Here is a 17,741-nt window from a genome sequence, read left to right as displayed (position 1 = left end):
ATAAATAAAAGGTCGAGTATTACTCGACCTTTTTAGTTTACGTATCTTTATTACCGTACTGAAAGCGCTTATTTTGCTAAGGCACTATTTAATCTATCAAAGCCTTTAGCTAAATCCTCGATTAATTCATCAACATTTTCAAGGCCAATATGAACGCGTACTAGCGGGTATTGAGACGACCACTGTGTGGCACTTCTGAGTGAGGAAACATTGCTAATACCTAAAATTAAGCTTTCAAAACCGCCCCAAGAATAGCCCATTTTAAAGTGAGATAAACCATCAAGGAAGGCCTTAATTGATTGCTTATCACCTCGATTCAAAACGAAAGAAAATAAACCATTAGAGCCGTTAAAATCACGCTTGAAAAACTCATGACCTGGGCATGAAGCAAAAGCTGGATGTAAGATACTGGCAACTTCTTCACGTGTTTGTAACCAATGAGCAACCTTTAAGGCATTTTCTTGATGTTGCTTTAAACGCACACCTAAAGTTCTAATACCGCGTAAAGCTAAATACAAATCATCTGGAGAGGTACATTGCCCCATTAAATAACTATTATCTCTTAATTGAGGCCAATACTCCTCAGTCGCAGTAGCCGTACCTAACATGACATCAGAGTGACCAACAATATATTTAGTTGCGGCTTGTACGCTAACATCTACACCATAGTCAAATGGTTTAAAATTAACCCCGGCTCCCCAAGTATTATCTAACATAACGATACAGCCATGTTGATGGGCAATACGACTAATCGTTGGTACGTCTTGCACTTCCATGGTAATAGAGCCAGGCGATTCTAAAAAGACTAAGCGAGTATTATCTTGAATTAACCCTTCAATATCAGCACCAATTAATGGGTCATAATAGGTTGTTTCTATTCCCATTTTTGCCAAAATTTTATCGCAATAATCTCTTGTTGGTTCATAGGCAGTATCCACCATAAGAATATGATCACCAGCACTAACAAAAGCTAATATGGCATTCGTAATGGCAGCGGTTCCTGAAGGATACAGAGCACAACCTGCTCCGCCTTCTAACTCAGTCATAGCTTCACTAAAAGCAAACGCTGTTGTTGTACCTCGTCTACCATAAACCATGGTTTGATTAAAACGGTTAGCAACAGCGTTATTCATTTCATCAACAGTATTAAAAACAACGGTTGATGCTCTGGTAACACTTGGGTTTACTACACCATTGGTCCACTTGTCATTGCGTCCCGCTGTTACAAACTTGGTTTCATTCTTCATGGGTTACTATCCTAAATTTTAATTGCCAATATTAAATGACACTAGGCTGTAGCTATCTAGCCATCTAAACGTTTATTGGCTTTATTTATAACCTGAAATACAACTTTATGCACTAAGTAAAGACAAAAAAATTAAAATAACTCATAACATACTTATATAAAACAGAGCTTAATATCTCACTAAGCTGAGGTTAACTAAAAAAGCTCTTGCTGGCTGTTGGTGAGTTGCTCAAAAGATGTGTGTAAAAAGGGCAATATATCATTGGCGATGGGTTTTATTTGTTTATCAATATAATAATCATAATCTAAAGGGCTAGTTAACATCTCAAGCGGCTGCACACCATTAACGGTAATAACATAGTCAATTTTGCTACCACGCTTATAGTGATTTTTACCTAGCTGTTTATTGGCAATAATGCAGGCTTTAATATGTGGTGGAGTATTCTTATAATCTTGTAAGTTTCGCCTGATTTTTTTACTAAAAACCAATTGCTCGTCATGATCTCCTGCTCTAATTTGCGCAATCAGCTTTATTAAATAATCTTTATACGGCTCACCATTAAAAATCAAAGAGTACAGTTGTTGTTGAAATAACTTCGCGGTCTCTGTCCAGTCACTTCGAACCGTTTCCATACCTTTAAACACTATTTTGTCATCTGCTAGTCCTGCGTACCTTTTTTTAGTGCCGATTGACTTTCCACCTTTAGCAATATCTAACCCTCGTATGGTTGGCATCAAAAATTTACTAAAGTGAGTTTCAAATTCAATTTCCAAATAACAATCCAGCTGGTACTTTTCTTGCAGTGTTTCTTGCCAACGCTCATTGATATACCCTTCAAGTTGTTTACCTAACTTTAAACTCTCAGCATTAGCTAAATCATTATCAAGATAAACAAAAATAGAATCGGTATCGCCATAAATTACCCGATAGCCTTGCGCTTCTATCCATTGCTTGGTGGTTTTTAAAATTTCATGACCTCGTTTAGTTATTGCACCTGATAAACGCGGATCAAAGAATCGACAGCCCGTTGAGCCTAAGACACCATAAAAGCTATTCATAATAATTTTTATCGCTTGTGATAATGGCGCATTTTTTTGCTGTTTTGCTTTGTCTCGCTCTTGCCAAAGGTTAGTAATGATATCTGGTAAAAAGTGCGCCTCTCTTGAAAAATAAGCGTCATCAAATGCTGGGATAACTTGGCTGACATCTTCCTGCTGCGCTTTAACTTGCATGCCTTCAATCAGCCCCATAGGGTCTATTTTAAAAGTACGAATAATACTCGGGTACAGGGATTTAAAATCTAACACTAAAACATTGTCATATAAGCCAGGTAATGAGTCCATCACGTAGCCACCCGGTGACACTAAATCAGAGTTGCCATCCCCCATATTCGGTGCAACATAACCGCTTCGATGCAATTTAGGTAAATACAGGTTAGTAAAAGCCGCAACTGAGCCACCTACTCTATCTATGGTCAGCCCAGTTAAGCTTGCTCTTAATAAAGCAAATTCAAGCAATTGCTCTTTGGCAAAAATAAGTGATACTAATCGGCAATCTTCTAAGTTATACGCCGCTAATGCCGTTTTGTTATGATGAAAGTTGTCAGTGATTTCTTTAACACGATTTTCAACATCAGTTACTTGCTTTTTTTTCCCTAAAAGTTGTTGGGCTATGAAATCTAGTGAAAAGCTAGCAAACTGGTAGGTCGCCGTTTTTAGCACATCAATACCATCAAGTACTACTCGACCGGCAATATCAAGGAAGTAATGCTCATTTGCATTACTGTTTTGTCGCCAACGCACCGCACTATGGTCACGGCCAATGGCAAACGGTAAGCCATATTTATCAAAACGCTTTTGCAATAACCTAAAATCAAAGTTAATAACATTCCATCCTATAAACACATCAGGGTCAAAAGTATTAATTTCTGCTAAGAGTTGCTCTAGTAATAACTCTTCATTCGCCACCCAGTGAATATAACTTGGTGCATCTGCTTGCTCAGCCCCAATCATAATAACTCGCTGAAATTCTTCATGGTTATTATTATGCTTAGCCAGCGCGTACAGGCCTATAGAATAGAGCTCTCCTTCCATTGAACACTCAATATCAAGTGATAGCGTTTTTAATGATACATTGTTTTGCTCAGTCGTTTTTTTACACTTAACTTCATATACCTTTCTATAGCGATGACAATGTTGACTTGCGCCGATAAAAGATAAGTCAGCAGTAATAAAGCGCTCCATTAAGTAACGATCATCAGGGCGAATATCATCTTCATAACACTTTATTCCCTCTCGCTTTAATACATCACGAGCACGATAAAAATGTTGCAATGACTGAAAATAGCAGGCAAATACTGGCTTTTGATTAAAAGTCTTTAATGGCACAGCTTGACAGTCCACAGCCATATTTACCAATAGGCTCTTGGCCTTGTGAGCATAGTCAGCTTCAATAAATAATGTTGCCCGTTGATCATCAATAATTAACTGAAATACACCAGACTGACCTTTTACCCACAACCTAATTTGCAAGCGACCATCAACATCAAGTGCTTGGCGAGTCAATAACTTACCGGATTGAATGACATTTGTTGCTGTACTAGACATGTCGCCCCATTTCTTTAAAAATTTATCAGTTTTTCGCAGTTAATTATGTCAACAAACAACAAACCTGTTAATATATACAGCACTTTACCCTAATACTAACTATTTTTAAACGACTTATCTATGCTAACTGATGCGCTAAAACAAGTGATACGTGAATCGTACAAAGCAATTGGCGAGAACTTAACTAACTTCAGCCCACGTAAACAGCAAAACTTTCTTATTGCCGAAATAGCAAAAACATTAGCGGGTGAATATTCGAAAGAGCGTAAAATCATTACTATAGAAGCTGGTACAGGCACAGGTAAATCTCTCGCATATAGCTTAGGTGCTATTCCTCTGGCTATAGCTCGTGATAAAAAGGTCTGTATTTCAACAGCAACCGTTGCTCTACAAGAGCAGTTGGTCAATAAAGATCTGCCCTTTCTTAAAGATTACGCCAATATAAATTTTGACTATGTCTTAGTGAAAGGAAGACAAAGATATGTTTGCCGACAAAAACTTAGCCAAGCGGTAACATCAGACTCATCGCAAATTGGTTTTACCTTCGCGCAAAAACCGGACGCAAGTGATATTCGCACACTCAATGCGATGCATAAGGCGCTACTTGATGGCAGTTGGCAAGGCGATATTGACTCGTGGAAAACTCATTTACCTCAGCACATTTGGCAACAAGTACAAAGCGATAAACACAGCTGTTTAAAGCATTTATCTGAGCATAGTCATTGCCCTTTTCATAAAGCGCGTGAGCTTATGGAGCAAGCCCATGTGTTAGTGATAAACCACAGTTTATTACTGGCTGATTTAGAGCTTGGTGGTGGAAAAATCCTTTCAATTCCTGAAGATACCTACTACATCATAGATGAAGCTCACCATCTACCCAAGGTAACGCGTGACCATTCAAGCGCAACAATCACGCTAAAAGGCGCCTTAGACTGGTTAAAAAAATTACAAGAAACTGGCGACAAAATGGCAAAGCTGATTAAATCACAAAAAGCCATTTCTCCGTCGTTAAAACTCGCTGATGATTGCCAAGATTTATTGGTTGAGATGCAAAAAGTACTCACGTTTATCGAGAATAATCGAGCAAGTTATTTCCCTGTGAGCGAACAGTCGCAAGCAAAATTCAATCAAAGTGACGAGCAAATTTACCGTTTTGAAAATGGTATTATTCCCAGTACCTTAAAAAACTGGGCGCAAGATATTCAAGAACTCAGTAAAAAAGCCCTTAACAGCTTAAATAAATTGTACAATAGTTTGATAGAAGCAGTTAAAGATGGCGATTGTCAACTTTACCTCGCTGAGCCCTTACTGGCGGAAGCTGGCTTTATGATCCAGCGCTTGGAAAATTTGCAATCACTTTGGGCGATGTACGCTAAAACTGATAGTGAAAAAGCCGCCCCTATGGCACGCTGGCTGGAAAACTTACCTGTTGGTGAAAATAGAAAACGACAAGACTTTTTACTTTGTGCCTCACCGATTGACGTTGGCTTTGCTCTTGAAGATATGCTTTGGAGTCAATGTGAAGGCGCGGTATTGTGCTCAGCCACCTTAAAAGCACTTAATTCATTTGATCACTTTCGCTACCAAGCAGGATTAAGAGCCGATGATGGCTCTCAATATCAGCAAGTCAACTCACCTTTTAATTATCAGGAAAATGCTCAACTAATTATTGCTGATATGCTTAATGAGCCCAGTGCTAAAGCATTCACCCAAGAATTAATTAATGTCATGCCAAACTACTTATGTGCAAGTGAAGAAATTAACAAAGCGAGCTTAGTATTATTCTCTTCTTATTGGCAAATGAAAGAAGTGGCTAAATCACTGCGCAGTGATCACAAGCTTAAAATATTAATGCAAGGAGAAGATTCCAGACAGCATATTATTGATACGCATAAGAAAAATTGTGATAACAATAAGCAAAGTATTATATTTGGCACACAAAGTTTTTCAGAAGGGTTAGATTTACCAGGTCATTACTTAACCAATTTAATTATCACTAAACTGCCCTTTTCTGTCCCTACCTCTCCTGTTGAACAAGCACAAGCTGAGCACATCACGGCAAAAGGTGGTAATCCATTTATGACACTTTCTGTACCAGATACCTCCAAAAAATTGGTACAAGCGTGTGGTCGATTGCTACGTAATGAAAAAGACAGCGGCCGTATTATATTATTAGATAAACGTGTTGCTACTAAACGCTATGGCAAACAATTACTCGACTCTTTACCGCCATTTAAACGACTTTACGAATAAAAAGCCAAATAAAAAAGCCGAAGGTTAATCCTTCGGCTTCAATACTATAGCTGTGCAATCAACTTATAGTGACATAACAAAATCAAGTAATGATTGACGCTCGGCTTTATCAAGCGCCATAAAATCAGTTTTACTTTGCTCAGCCTCGCCGCCATGCCATAAAATAGCTTCTTCAACGCTTGCTGCACGGCCATCATGTAAAAAACCAGCGCCGGGGTTTACTGTTTTCGTTAAGCCTAAGCCCCAAAGCGGACGAGTCTTCCACTCAAAACCATTGGCTCTAAAGTCACGACGGTGATCAGCCAAACCTTCACCTAAGTCATGTAATAACATATCTGTGAACGGGTAGATTTTTTGCCCTTTAATTGCATCTGGTGCCGGTAAGCCTCCTAATAATTGTTCACCTGATGCAGTAGTAAATTCAGGGTGATGGCATGAGGTACAGTTTACTTGATCAAATAGCTGCGCTCCCGTTATCACGCTTTCATCATTGACGTTTCTACGTGCTGGCACAGCTAATGTCTCAGCGTAAAACACCACATCATCAGAGAAGGCTTGATCTGCTTCGGTATTTCCCTGCTCATCAATGCCCGTATCAACAAAGCCAGTACGAGCTAAATAATCTTCATGCATTGCAGTACCTGCAATACTTTCATCAGGAAATAATGGATTAGTAATGCCCATATCGCCGCGTAAAGCACCTAGTGACTGTACACGCACACTTGGCGTACTCGCCTTCCAACCAAAGCGACCTAAAGAGACGGGGTTTTCATCATCTTGCTTGGCTTTTACAGGATCAAATACCCAGTTTGCTCGACCAGAAATATTATCACCGTTACTATCATCTTCATCGGCTAAGGCAAGAATATCTGCTTCAGGTATTAACTCTAATAAACCTAAACCAAATACTGGCATACCATTTCGAGGGCTGTAACGTACATTATCTTGTAATATTGCGCTATTTAATCGATCACCACCATTAACATCATAAGGTTCTTCAATAGTAAACAAGGGCTTTTTCAGTTGAACACGACTACCATCTGGGTAAGTTACCGTTGAATATTCATACGATAAATAAACATTCGCTTGACCTATAAAAGGCTGTTCTTGCCAATCAACACGCGCTTTTAGTACTCCGCGATGGAATAACTGAGTACCAAAATCTGGTACTGGCGTATTTTTACAGTAATTATTATCAATAGATGGCATATCGCAATCATCATCAGCTATGCTCATTCTTAAGAAAATACCCGCTTCAGGCCCGAGCAAGACACGCTCTTTACCTTCAGGTATTGTTATGGTTGATGAGCGACCGTCACGTTGATGACAAGAATTACAATCTTGGTTGTTAAATACCGGGCCTAAACCATCTAGCTCAGGGTGTTCTTCATTTGGCGCTGTGGTAAAAGATGTTTCAAACAAAGCATCGCCAGCTAAATGTTGTTCAAGCTCTTGAGCAGTTAAATTAGGCATAGGGGTTGAGAAACCGTGACCTGAATCACTGGCATCAACGGCAGTAGCGTCACCACCAAGCTGAGTAACCAAGGTATAACTCACTTGTGGTTCGACAACATCATCGTTATCAGAATCACTTGAATTACAAGCAGATACTAGCAGCATACTACTAATAATAAGCGCTAATTTATTCAATTCGGCTCTCTGTAGATTATGGGAATTCATGTTATTGTCCAGAACAGTGTGCATCCATGCACTGATTGTTTCCCTGCGATAGGAGTTAGCGATCTAAGCGTTTATGCCTAAATCGCCTGTTACAGTCATTTATCAGTGATTTATCAGTGATTATTGCTGCCACTGTTGAAGTAGCGTTAATACGTCATTTTCCAAAGATGACTGCAATACAGTTAATGCATCAATAGCCGTTTGAATGCGCTCACGAGCAGCTTCATCACCTATGGCTTGTCTAAATGGCATATTGTTATCACCAGCTATGGCTTTAATTGCCGCAATAGCCGCTTCAATTTCACCATCAACACGAGCTGCAACGGTAGCATCTGCCGCTTCAACAAAGTCAATAATGCCTTGTTTATCAGCTTGCTCTGGGTATTCACCACGATATACATTTTGTACACCTTGAATGTTATCGCTAAAATCTACTAACGAGTTCCAGCTATACTGAGATTCAACCGTCGACGTATCACTTGTTTCAATGCTAGTACCAAATGGCTCAGCTATTTTTCCGTTACCTACTTCATCAACAATACCTATCATGCCATTGATTAACTCTTCAATAACACCTAACTGAGAAGCGTAGATGTCATTATTAGGATCTAATAGCAAATCTTTATAGGCAGGGCTTGCACTGTCATTTGGATCATTAGCTACAGTCCAAGCATCAAATAAGGTTTGTGTATGATTTTTAAATACTTCAGCCGTTGCAGATAAATACTCACGCTCAAGCTCTGTCATTTCATCAATAGACTTGTCATTATCTGTAACACCATCACCGAACAATAAAAACTCCATGGTGTGGAAGCCTTGAACATCATCATTCCAGTTTTTAATTTCATCCGCTGAGAAACTTGTTTGATTAGCTAACAAGGCACTTAAATCACTGGTATTTAATGGCCATGTATCTAAATGCGGATCAATAGATAAGGCGTCAACCGGGCCAAAGATATGTGCCTCACCTTGTTCCCATGGCACACGAACATCTTTCCACGCTTGTTGAGCCGCAGCCAAGTTTTCAGCCGTTGGCGTATTAACTAAAGTCTGAGTTGCATTAACAAAAATTTCAGCTTTATCATTAAGTGCTTCATAACCAGCTACGATAACATCATTGGTTAAATTGGTGATCATCTCTGTTGCTTGAAAAGAAAACCCGGTTGGCGCAGGTGTCACATCTTTGTCATCATTAGAAGAGCTACTGCTACCACAACCTGCTAATAAAGCGGTTGATACAGTCAATGCGATAAGTGACTTGTGTAATTTCATGTTATTTCCTTGTATTAAACGTTATGTCTTAACAGTTATTTTTAAATTGAGAAGTAATAGCCCATTGAAAGACTAAAACTTGAGGTATTATCTAAATTGTCTTGCGCATACATTTGCTCAGCAACTTGCGCTTTAAAAACAAGATTTTTCATAGGTAAGTAGTTAACACCAATCGAGATTTCTTGGGTGTCAAATCTACTGGTTGCATTGCCTTGCTCTACTTCTTTAATTGGGTTGGCATATTCATAGCCAGTAAAGAAATATAAGGGTGTAGATAAATTAAAAAGACTTTGGCTGTTGTAAGCTAATTCAACAAATGCAGATTCAGCTTCGCTGCCAAGTTGTGCAAAATTGCCTGGTTTTAATCCTGGTGTGGTTTTATTGGCATTGGTGATGGCTTGGCTATCTTCAAGTTGACCAAATAAGTATTGGCCGCGAACTAACCAGTTTTCGTAACTGTAAGCCCCGTGAATACCAAAAATTGTCAGGTTACCATCGCCCTCAACTTTGTTGGAATTATTACGGTTACCGGTAGTATCACCCGTATAAAAACTAAAGCCGACACCCTTGCCTTTTTTGATATCGCCATAATCTAAACGAAGCGTTAACGCTAAATCATCCGCATTCACTTGTTCAAAGCGCTTTTGATGACCTGTTGCGACCCAATTGTATGTTCGAAAATATTCCGAGTTTAAGCCCGTAGTGACTAATGCTTGTGCTGTGATGTTTTGCCATTTGCCAATAAAGTTAACACCCGTCTCATGCCACACTTGTGGAATTAAACTAGCTTCGCTCCAATGACGCTCAGTTGTTAAATACTCATCTGGTTTGTGTAAATCGGTACCTATACCAACAGGAACAAAGATATGCCCCATTTTGATAGCAAAGTTATCATTGTGTGTATATTTTGCCTGAAGCTTTTCAACGATAATTTCGCCGCCTGCTTCAATTTCGGTTTCAAACTCACCAAACTCTTCAAAACCATCGTATTCCAATGCGGCACCTGTACCGCCATGTTCATATTCAATTTCTGCTTCAATTTGCCATTTACTGTTAACATCGTAAACATACTCAATCACTACACGCTCAATATCAGTGCGGGCACGACGCTCAGGATCGGTATCTTGAATATTTCGAAAAATCTCCTCACTCTTATACAAAATACTGCCGTACGAATTTAACTGCCAATTTTTGCTTGCACTTATTTGATTAGCTTTATTGTGTTCAAGGGCTACAACTTGACTTTGTTTAGCTTCAAGTTCTGCTAATTTCTTCTCAATTTCAGCAAGTTGTTGCTTTTGTGCTTTGATTGCGTTTTCTAATACGACCTTATCTGATGCATAGCTAGGAGCTGATATTGCCAAGGCAAGCAATAAAGATTTTTGAATTAATGAAACTTTCATTACGACCACTCACGATTACAAATTTGCGCAATGATAGTAACAATAAACTGCAATTGCAAATGAAAATAACTATCATTTGCATGGTTAGTGTCATTATTGATTTAAATCAAGGTTTTTGATAAATGTCACAAAAGATAAGTACTTAGCTAAATGAAAGTAAGCTATATGCGAGTTAGGTGTGATTTTAAGGTAAAAAAAATGCTCAACAAACGTTGAGCATTTTTGCTAATAAACGAAATTAGACTGTTATTTTATATTCGCAGGCGCAGCTGTTTCTGAGAACTTAATATTAACACCTGAACGTACTAACTCTTGATAGAAATCTTCAATTTGGCACGATTCTAATTGCTTACAGATAATTGAATATTTAAGTACTGCAGGTTCGTGTGCTTGTAAAGCTGCTTGTTTCAATATCGCAAGTGCTTCGTATTTATCTTCACTTACCCCTTTACCCGTGAGATACAGCTGAGCTAAATTAACTAAACCTGGCGCATAACCTTGTGCCGCTGATTTTGAAAATTGCTTATAAGCTTGCTCATCATTTACTACACCACCCAGCTTAAGTAGTTCCATACCGGCAGCATTTTCTTTTTTACCAGGAATAAACAAGCTATTCTTATTAGCAAATTGTTTATCTGGAATAACGACATTACCGTCAAGCATATTTCCTTCCGGACGTCTTGCTAAAACAATAGCACCGCTTTCGATCATGCTTTCAAGCGTAGCAATTTTAAAGTCATGTCTTCTTTCTTGGAAAAAACGACCAAAACGCAACTGACCATAGCGAATCGCTTCATTTAGCTCATGCTCTTGTAAATAGAAATAGCTACTGTATTTCACCGTAACAATGTCACCGGTGATATCAGTTACTTTCGCCATTCTAAATTTTTCTGACGGACGTAAATTATCTTGTATTAAACGAAAATCAAGATAATACAAATCACCAATAACAGGTGAAGCTACATAAGCTTTTGTTTGCTCGTGTAATTTATTTTTTTCATAAAGCCAATTACCTACGGCTGCAGCCACGAGTAATAACACAACTGTAAGAATTTTGAATCTATGCTTTTTTAACCATGGATCTGGGTCTGACTTATCAACCGTATAGTGATAGTACTCCCCTTGACATGTGCCTGATTCATCTTGAGTTACAGTTTGTTTAACCTCTTGATTTTCATCAGAGATTTCGTCAATAACATCTAACTGTTCAACCGATTCTTGCTGACTTATTTCACCTTCTGGCAAAAGTTCGTCTTCCTCATATTGGCGAATTGCTGCTTGTGGCATAACCGCTCCTTCTTTTTATTTTGCTCCATTAATACCATTCGAACACAAATTATACAAGCGTTAATTTCATGTTAACACATTACTTATTTTTCAATCTGTTAGTACCGTATTTTTCGTACTTACGTTATAAAAACTATGTCAATTACTACAAGTGTCACTCAAAGCCAGTAAAATAGCGGTCTACATGTGTATATTTTATACAACACAATAATAAAAAAGCAAGTCAAATAGTTGTATCTGACCTGCTTAAATTTTTATTATATATTCTAAATGGTTATTGTACCTCCCCAAAAAAATTAGAACAATTGTTTAATTTAAAATGCTAATTACGTTGCGCCATCTGACTATTAGGCTTATGCAATTTCAACACTACCCTGCGATCATAAAAGCTCACTTCGCGTTCACTATTTGCGACCACGGGAGATTTTTCGCCATAAGCAAAGGTTTGAATTTGTTGCTCGTCTACCCCCTGAGCCATTAACAAAGTTTTAACCGATGCGACCCGCGCTTGCGATAACGACTGATTCTGTTCTTCTTCTCCAGCTAGATCCGTATAACCAGATAAATCGATTTTCATGTCTGGTGCATTATTTAATATCTGGGCTAAAGCAGAAATTTGTTCTTGATAATGGGCGGCAATATCACTGGAACCTGTTGAAAACTGTAAACTCATCAGCAAGTTTTCTGCTTGTAATTGCTCAGATAGACGTTCATTATGCTCAAGCATACTGAGTTGGGTTTGCAGCTCTTGCTCAGTTCGAGCTAATTTACTTTCATATTCACTCACCTGCTCAAGGTGGCTTTCTTTTACATAAGCTAAATTTTCAGTTAATAGCTCAACCTCATCTTTGGCATTAATGTGCTTGGCAATAAAATTACCCGCAATACCGCCAACAAACGCGCCTATTGGCCCTGCAACCACAGCACCAACAAGCAAACCACTACCAAAACCAATATTTTCCACATCTTGTTGCTGTTGATGTAGCTCTTGTGCCGTTGGCATAGCCTTCGTGGTTTCACCTGCTGTCGCCAATATAGGCGCACCAGCTAGTGTTGACATTAATACCGCTGAAAGCATTACTTTTTTAGAACTTAAGTTTTTCATGTTAATGACCTCTTTATTTCAAGATTGAATATGTTTATCTGTTTTAAGTTTTAGTTACTGTGTGAACGCTTTTAATTAAACCTAAGTAAACTGATGCTTTAGTGGCGCAACTATGACAATGTGCTGAGCAAATGTGGCAACAAAATGGCAATTTCAAAAATTAGGCGCATCAAGCGAATTTATTCGATATAGTTGCCAAATAAATTAAGACGTTATCGGTTAAAGAGAATGAGCAAAAGAATTGCAATTGTTGAAGATGAGGCAGCCATCAGAGAAAATTATGCTGACGTACTTCGCAGTCAAGGTTATCAAGTACAAACCTATGCAAACAGAGCAAGCGCTACACAAGCATTTAATCTAAGATTACCAAACTTAGTTATTTTAGATATCGGCCTTGATGATGAATATGACGGTGGCTTTACCCTATGTCAGCAGCTTAGAAACTTATCTGCAACATTACCTATTATCTTTCTAACCGCCAGAGATAATGACTTTGATACAGTATCAGGTCTTAGAATTGGTGCTGATGACTATTTAACTAAAGATATTAGTTTGCCGCATTTAACTGCACGTATATCAGCCCTATTTCGCCGAGAAGATGCCCTTAAAAAGCCAATAGACACCGACCATATATTAAACACAGGAGATTTAACAATAGACAGCCAGCGTATGACAATTACCTGGCAACAAAAAACCATTGATCTTACCGTAACTGAATTTTGGTTAGTCCATGCTTTAGCTAAACACCCGGGCCATGTGAAAAACCGCAATCAACTAATGACTGATTCAAAAATTTATGTTGACGACAGTACCATCACTTCACACATCAAACGCATAAGAAAGAAATTTCTCTCTTTAGATGACAACTTCGACTGTATTGAAACAGTATATGGTATGGGCTATCGCTGGAACACTCATTAGCATGTCGTCGTTTAAATTACGTTTTGGTCTTAGAGCGAAATTATTATTACTTTCAAGCTTTCTCTTTATTATTCCTTGGTTTGGCTATCAGTATGTATGGGAAATGGAAAAATATTTACGCTATGGCCAAGAACAAACCTTAGTCGGCACAGCAAGAGCGTTAGCAACAGCGCTGCATGAACGCCCTAATCTGTTTAATAATCAAGCGAGTTTTTTACCGAGCGTTGAACAAGGTAAAGATCTCTACGGTTATCAGCTTAAAGAAGCAATCCAATTAGATGGTTTAATTCACGACTGGCCGACAAAAGAACATAGTCAACACTATTATGGCAACGACAATATACTATTTAGTAAAAGCAATAACTTAGATGGTAACTTAGCAGCTAGCTTAAACTTTACTGCCAGTTTAGGTAAGTATGACAAATACTTATACTTGTTCTTTAAAGTTAATGACAACCACACCATTTTTCGTGGCGCAAACGCAAGAAGCATAACCCATAACGATCATATGCAATTATCCTTTATTAATAATCGTGGTCAATTTAGGCGCTTTATTGTCAGTAATAAGCAGGCTGGCTGGCTATCCGCTTTTGAGCTCATCCCCTCAGAGCAAGCAAATAAAGACACCCTGATACCACAGCCTATGATACAAGGACATTGGCTATTAACACCCACAGGTTACAATATTGAAATGCGTATCCCGTTAAAAGCCGTTGGCGATAAAATCGCTTTTGCTTTTAATGATGTCGATGAGGAAAATGGCGAAGTTCTCAGTCAAATTGGCTCAGCCAACCCACAAAGTGCTAGTACTTTGGGCACTATTTTGGTGCCTTCACCCGAGATTGAACGTATTGTTAATGGTATGCGCCATACCAACTCAAGTATTTGGGTTGTTGATCACCACCACCGCGTATTAGCCAGTGCCGGCTCGCTAAAAACGGCAAGTGGCTTTTGGCAATCAAGTAAAATATCAGAGCAACCACTTATTTCCAGTAAATACTGGCAGCAGTTTAAAAACTCAGTGCTGTTGCCCTTGTATTACAAAATACTGACTAAGCCACCTACTGATTTTATAGATAAACTCTATGATGCTCAGCATTTAACTGGCGATCATATTGTTAGTGCCCTTTCTGGGCATGCAAAATCACAATGGCGCTTAACGACAGATCAACAGGCATTAGTTTTATCTGCAGCCTACCCTATTTTTATTAACAATAATGTTAAAGGCGCAGTAATTGTAGAAGAAACAACAAACGGTATTCGCACCTTACGCAATCAAGCTTTAGAGAAACTATTTACTATCATACTGGCAATAATGTTACTTGGCGCGTTAACCTTTGTCTTTTTCGCCAGTAGGATCACCAGCAGAATTAGACAACTAAGCAGCCAAGCTGAACAAGCTATTGATGAACATGGTCGCATCAAGTCTGATATTGCTATCTCTAAAACCAACGATGAAATCGGTGATTTATCTCGCAGCTTTGCTCGGGCAATCAAGCGATTGCAACAATATAATCACTACCTAGAAAATATGTCAGCACGGTTATCGCATGAGCTAAGAACGCCCATTGCTGTAGTCAAAACTTCATTAGAAAATTTATCGTTACAGCAAAATCAAGCTTCAGAGAACCTCTATATTGAACGAGCACAAACAGGTATTAACACCTTAAACGAAATATTATCCAATATGAGTGAAGCGACTCGCCTTGAGCAAATGCTAGTGAATACAGAAAAAAGTGCCGTAGACATTATTAAGCTTATTCAAGGTTGCTGCCAAGGTTATCAACATATCTATCCAAAACATCATATCGAATTAGTGACTGATAATAGCTTACCCGATGATTGCACCATAACTGGCTCTGCTGAACATATAGTGCAGCTTTTAGATAAAGTCGTAGGTAATGCTGTAGAATTTAGTGAAGATAACAAGGTTACGGTTACCGTCTCTCTTAAAGGAAAGTACATTGTCATGCAAATTATCAATAATGGCATTCACTTACCTGAGCAAATGCTAACCAGCTTATTTGACTCTATGGTTTCTATCCGGCCAAATAAAAAGCAAACACAGCCTCATTTAGGCTTAGGACTTTATATCGCTCGCTTAATTTGCCAATTTCATTTAGGGGAGATTCGCGCAGATAATAATTATCAACCCGATGGCGTAACCATCACCATTAGCTTACCCATTGCCAAACAATAACTAGACTGTGCATATCTTGAGCTTATCTTGAGCTAACCATTTAGCTAAGAGACTTTAACCGCACATAAACTAATAGCAGCGAGTGTCTAGCCAGCAGAATATTTTATACCAAGTTAATTAAGTATTTGATCAAATTGGTATTAGTTAGCCAAGATGAGCAAAAACAGCACGTTTGGCGACTAAGTAATACAATGGCTTATTACTCTTTTGATACTCTGCTCGACAACTATAAACCAGTTTTATTATATGAGAGTCTTTTGATTGTAATGCATTGCTTCTCAGTTGCTCAAAGTCTACATCACATGCTGGTATGTTAAGTTTTTCATCTTTAAAGCCAAGGCCAGTGCTTAAATAAGCGACGAGTATAGCTTTCCACAGCTGTCGTAGTGCGAGCTCTTCGTTCTTAAGAAAAGGGAGAATAATTGAAAAGGCATGACACCCCGTTACTGTATGTAACAATGTAAAATCATCCGATAAATAAAATGATTTTAAAGCAAACTGCTGCAAGGTTTCTAAATCAATAGCTGCAGGTTGTATAACCGAGCGATGACTTTTTAATAACTCAGCTATTTCATTCATTCTGTTAACAATAATACCCGGCGAAAAATCATAGTGCTCCCCAAGCGGAGCTAATCGAGTCAAAATATCTGCTAACCTTTCGCTAGTTGTCTCCTCAAGCAACTCAAACGGCTGATATTCTGCACTCCAATATGCAAGGGCAATAGCAATTTCACTTCGACTGTTTGCTTCAAGGGCATAAGCTAATCTGATCAAGCCATGAAATGCCGATGCTGCTATGCCTGAAATCAAAATTGGCAGTGACTTTTCAAGCACCGCTTTGATAGTGTTTTGTGCTAATTGATGTTGAAAATACTTTAAGTAGCGTTTAAAGCTCTTGCTATTGCCTAATTCACTTTCAATATTTGCCACCATATCAACCTTATCTAGGCTACCGATAACTTCTAAATTATCGACACTGTTATGGAATGTTTCTACCAGCTTCGCATTGGGGGCAGACAATTTATTTAAAGCGATTAGCACCATGGGCAGATGAGTGGCTAGTCCGCCGCCATATGAGGGCTGATAGCGAGCAACTTTTTCAAGCAATGAATTTAACTGTGTTATTTCTTCCATAATTTCCTCAGTAAAATACTGTCCTAGGCTATCTAAAATTTTTGATTTTTCAAATTAATATAAGCTAACTTAAGCCATATAAACAACGGCAACCGCATGTACAGGCTTAACCCCTTCATTACCATAACAATGCGGCAGATGACCGTGAAAATAAATAAGGTTGCCTGCTTCAACTTGATATTTCACACCTTGCACTTCAACCGTTGCGATACCATCTAAACAAAGAAATAACTCATGACTGCCTTCAGGGTGAGGCACGCCTTTGCAATAACATGACGGCATCATACTGATATCGTTGATTTGTAAATTTTGCGTACTAATTGGGCTTGCTTTAGTGCTAGAGAATTTACCATCATCTAAGTGCAGTACAGGCATATCAGCCCGTTCAACTTCAGTTACATGCGCAGCGGGATGCTTACTGATAAGATCATCCACACTTACCCCTAAAGCCTGCGCCACTTTAACCACTAAACTAATACTCGGATTTGATTGGGCACTCTCCATATTGGCAAGTGTCGCTCTTGGTATGCCCGCAAGCTCTGCTAATTTGGTTTGCGTCAACTTATGTTGGTTACGCAAGCTTTTAATGCCATCGCTAATTGGGTTGCTCATAGACATCTCTCTTTATATCAG

The 17,741-nt window shown here is 38.7% G+C and carries 12 protein-coding genes; 3 read left to right on the top strand and 9 right to left on the bottom strand.

The window, feature by feature from the left end:
* Positions 1 to 68 precede the first annotated feature (68 nt).
* Together EMK97_RS01550 and EMK97_RS01545 are read right to left on the bottom strand one after the other, a co-directional pair.
* Positions 69 to 1,247, bottom strand: coding sequence for a cystathionine beta-lyase (locus EMK97_RS01550; RefSeq protein WP_130598795.1), 1,179 nt, complete (start codon positions 1,245 to 1,247; stop codon positions 69 to 71).
* A gap of 194 nt (positions 1,248 to 1,441) precedes the next feature.
* Complete coding sequence (locus EMK97_RS01545) at positions 1,442 to 3,853, bottom strand: DNA polymerase II (protein WP_130598793.1); 2,412 nt, start codon at positions 3,851 to 3,853, stop codon at positions 1,442 to 1,444.
* Positions 3,854 to 3,973: 120 nt separating this feature from the next.
* On the opposite strand from EMK97_RS01545, the gene dinG reads away from it, so the two are divergent.
* Complete coding sequence (gene dinG, locus EMK97_RS01540; RefSeq protein WP_130598791.1) at positions 3,974 to 6,106, top strand: ATP-dependent DNA helicase DinG; 2,133 nt, start codon at positions 3,974 to 3,976, stop codon at positions 6,104 to 6,106.
* 63 nt (positions 6,107 to 6,169) lie between these two features.
* Here the strand turns inward: dinG and EMK97_RS01535 are convergent, their stop codons facing one another.
* The 5 genes from EMK97_RS01535 to pdsO form a co-directional block, all read right to left on the bottom strand.
* Complete coding sequence (locus EMK97_RS01535) at positions 6,170 to 7,786, bottom strand: di-heme oxidoredictase family protein (protein WP_130598789.1); 1,617 nt, start codon at positions 7,784 to 7,786, stop codon at positions 6,170 to 6,172.
* A gap of 120 nt (positions 7,787 to 7,906) precedes the next feature.
* The gene (locus EMK97_RS01530) at positions 7,907 to 9,058 is read right to left on the bottom strand and encodes an imelysin family protein (RefSeq protein WP_130598787.1); all 1,152 of its coding nucleotides are present in this window, start codon (positions 9,056 to 9,058) and stop codon (positions 7,907 to 7,909) included.
* Between the two features lie 41 nt (positions 9,059 to 9,099).
* Positions 9,100 to 10,461 carry an alginate export family protein gene (locus EMK97_RS01525; RefSeq protein ID WP_130598785.1) on the bottom strand — a complete coding sequence of 454 codons (1,362 nt, stop codon included), beginning with the start codon at positions 10,459 to 10,461 and terminating at the stop codon, positions 9,100 to 9,102.
* Between the two features lie 246 nt (positions 10,462 to 10,707).
* Positions 10,708 to 11,748 carry a tetratricopeptide repeat protein gene (locus EMK97_RS01520; RefSeq protein WP_130598783.1) on the bottom strand — a complete coding sequence of 347 codons (1,041 nt, stop codon included), beginning with the start codon at positions 11,746 to 11,748 and terminating at the stop codon, positions 10,708 to 10,710.
* 322 nt (positions 11,749 to 12,070) lie between these two features.
* A complete protein-coding gene (gene pdsO / locus EMK97_RS01515; RefSeq protein ID WP_130598781.1) occupies positions 12,071 to 12,853 on the bottom strand; it encodes a sortase-associated OmpA-like protein PdsO in 783 nt (260 codons plus the stop codon).
* Positions 12,854 to 13,081: 228 nt separating this feature from the next.
* On the opposite strand from pdsO, the gene pdsR reads away from it, so the two are divergent.
* On the top strand, positions 13,082 to 13,774 hold the full coding sequence (gene pdsR / locus EMK97_RS01510) for a proteobacterial dedicated sortase system response regulator (RefSeq protein ID WP_130598779.1): 693 nt from the start codon (positions 13,082 to 13,084) through the stop codon (positions 13,772 to 13,774).
* Position 13,775: 1 nt separating this feature from the next.
* On the top strand, positions 13,776 to 15,974 hold the full coding sequence (gene pdsS / locus EMK97_RS01505; protein WP_130598777.1) for a proteobacterial dedicated sortase system histidine kinase: 2,199 nt from the start codon (positions 13,776 to 13,778) through the stop codon (positions 15,972 to 15,974).
* A gap of 144 nt (positions 15,975 to 16,118) precedes the next feature.
* Here the strand turns inward: pdsS and EMK97_RS01500 are convergent, their stop codons facing one another.
* On the bottom strand, positions 16,119 to 17,108 hold the full coding sequence (locus EMK97_RS01500) for a questin oxidase family protein (RefSeq protein WP_130598775.1): 990 nt from the start codon (positions 17,106 to 17,108) through the stop codon (positions 16,119 to 16,121).
* A gap of 69 nt (positions 17,109 to 17,177) precedes the next feature.
* Complete coding sequence (locus EMK97_RS01495) at positions 17,178 to 17,720, bottom strand: helix-turn-helix domain-containing protein (RefSeq protein WP_130598773.1); 543 nt, start codon at positions 17,718 to 17,720, stop codon at positions 17,178 to 17,180.
* Positions 17,721 to 17,741: the final 21 nt, after the last annotated feature.

Origin of the sequence: Litorilituus sediminis, assembly GCF_004295665.1 — a bacterium.
GTDB classification, from domain to species: domain Bacteria; phylum Pseudomonadota; class Gammaproteobacteria; order Enterobacterales; family Alteromonadaceae; genus Colwellia; species Colwellia sediminis.
This window is presented reverse-complemented; position numbering and strand designations above follow the sequence as displayed.

Bases quoted from the DNA above. Each gene is read 5' to 3' on its own strand.
- EMK97_RS01550 (WP_130598795.1), bottom strand. From the start codon at position 1,247: ATGAAGAATGAAACCAAGTTTGTAACAGCGGGACGCAATGACAAGTGG.
- EMK97_RS01545 (WP_130598793.1), bottom strand. From the start codon at position 3,853: ATGTCTAGTACAGCAACAAATGTCATTCAATCCGGTAAGTTATTGACT.
- dinG (WP_130598791.1), top strand. From the start codon at position 3,974: ATGCTAACTGATGCGCTAAAACAAGTGATACGTGAATCGTACAAAGCA.
- EMK97_RS01535 (WP_130598789.1), bottom strand. From the start codon at position 7,786: ATGAATTCCCATAATCTACAGAGAGCCGAATTGAATAAATTAGCGCTT.
- EMK97_RS01530 (WP_130598787.1), bottom strand. From the start codon at position 9,058: ATGAAATTACACAAGTCACTTATCGCATTGACTGTATCAACCGCTTTA.
- EMK97_RS01525 (WP_130598785.1), bottom strand. From the start codon at position 10,461: ATGAAAGTTTCATTAATTCAAAAATCTTTATTGCTTGCCTTGGCAATA.
- EMK97_RS01520 (WP_130598783.1), bottom strand. From the start codon at position 11,748: ATGCCACAAGCAGCAATTCGCCAATATGAGGAAGACGAACTTTTGCCA.
- pdsO (WP_130598781.1), bottom strand. From the start codon at position 12,853: ATGAAAAACTTAAGTTCTAAAAAAGTAATGCTTTCAGCGGTATTAATG.
- pdsR (WP_130598779.1), top strand. From the start codon at position 13,082: ATGAGCAAAAGAATTGCAATTGTTGAAGATGAGGCAGCCATCAGAGAA.
- pdsS (WP_130598777.1), top strand. From the start codon at position 13,776: ATGTCGTCGTTTAAATTACGTTTTGGTCTTAGAGCGAAATTATTATTA.
- EMK97_RS01500 (WP_130598775.1), bottom strand. From the start codon at position 17,108: ATGGAAGAAATAACACAGTTAAATTCATTGCTTGAAAAAGTTGCTCGC.
- EMK97_RS01495 (WP_130598773.1), bottom strand. From the start codon at position 17,720: ATGAGCAACCCAATTAGCGATGGCATTAAAAGCTTGCGTAACCAACAT.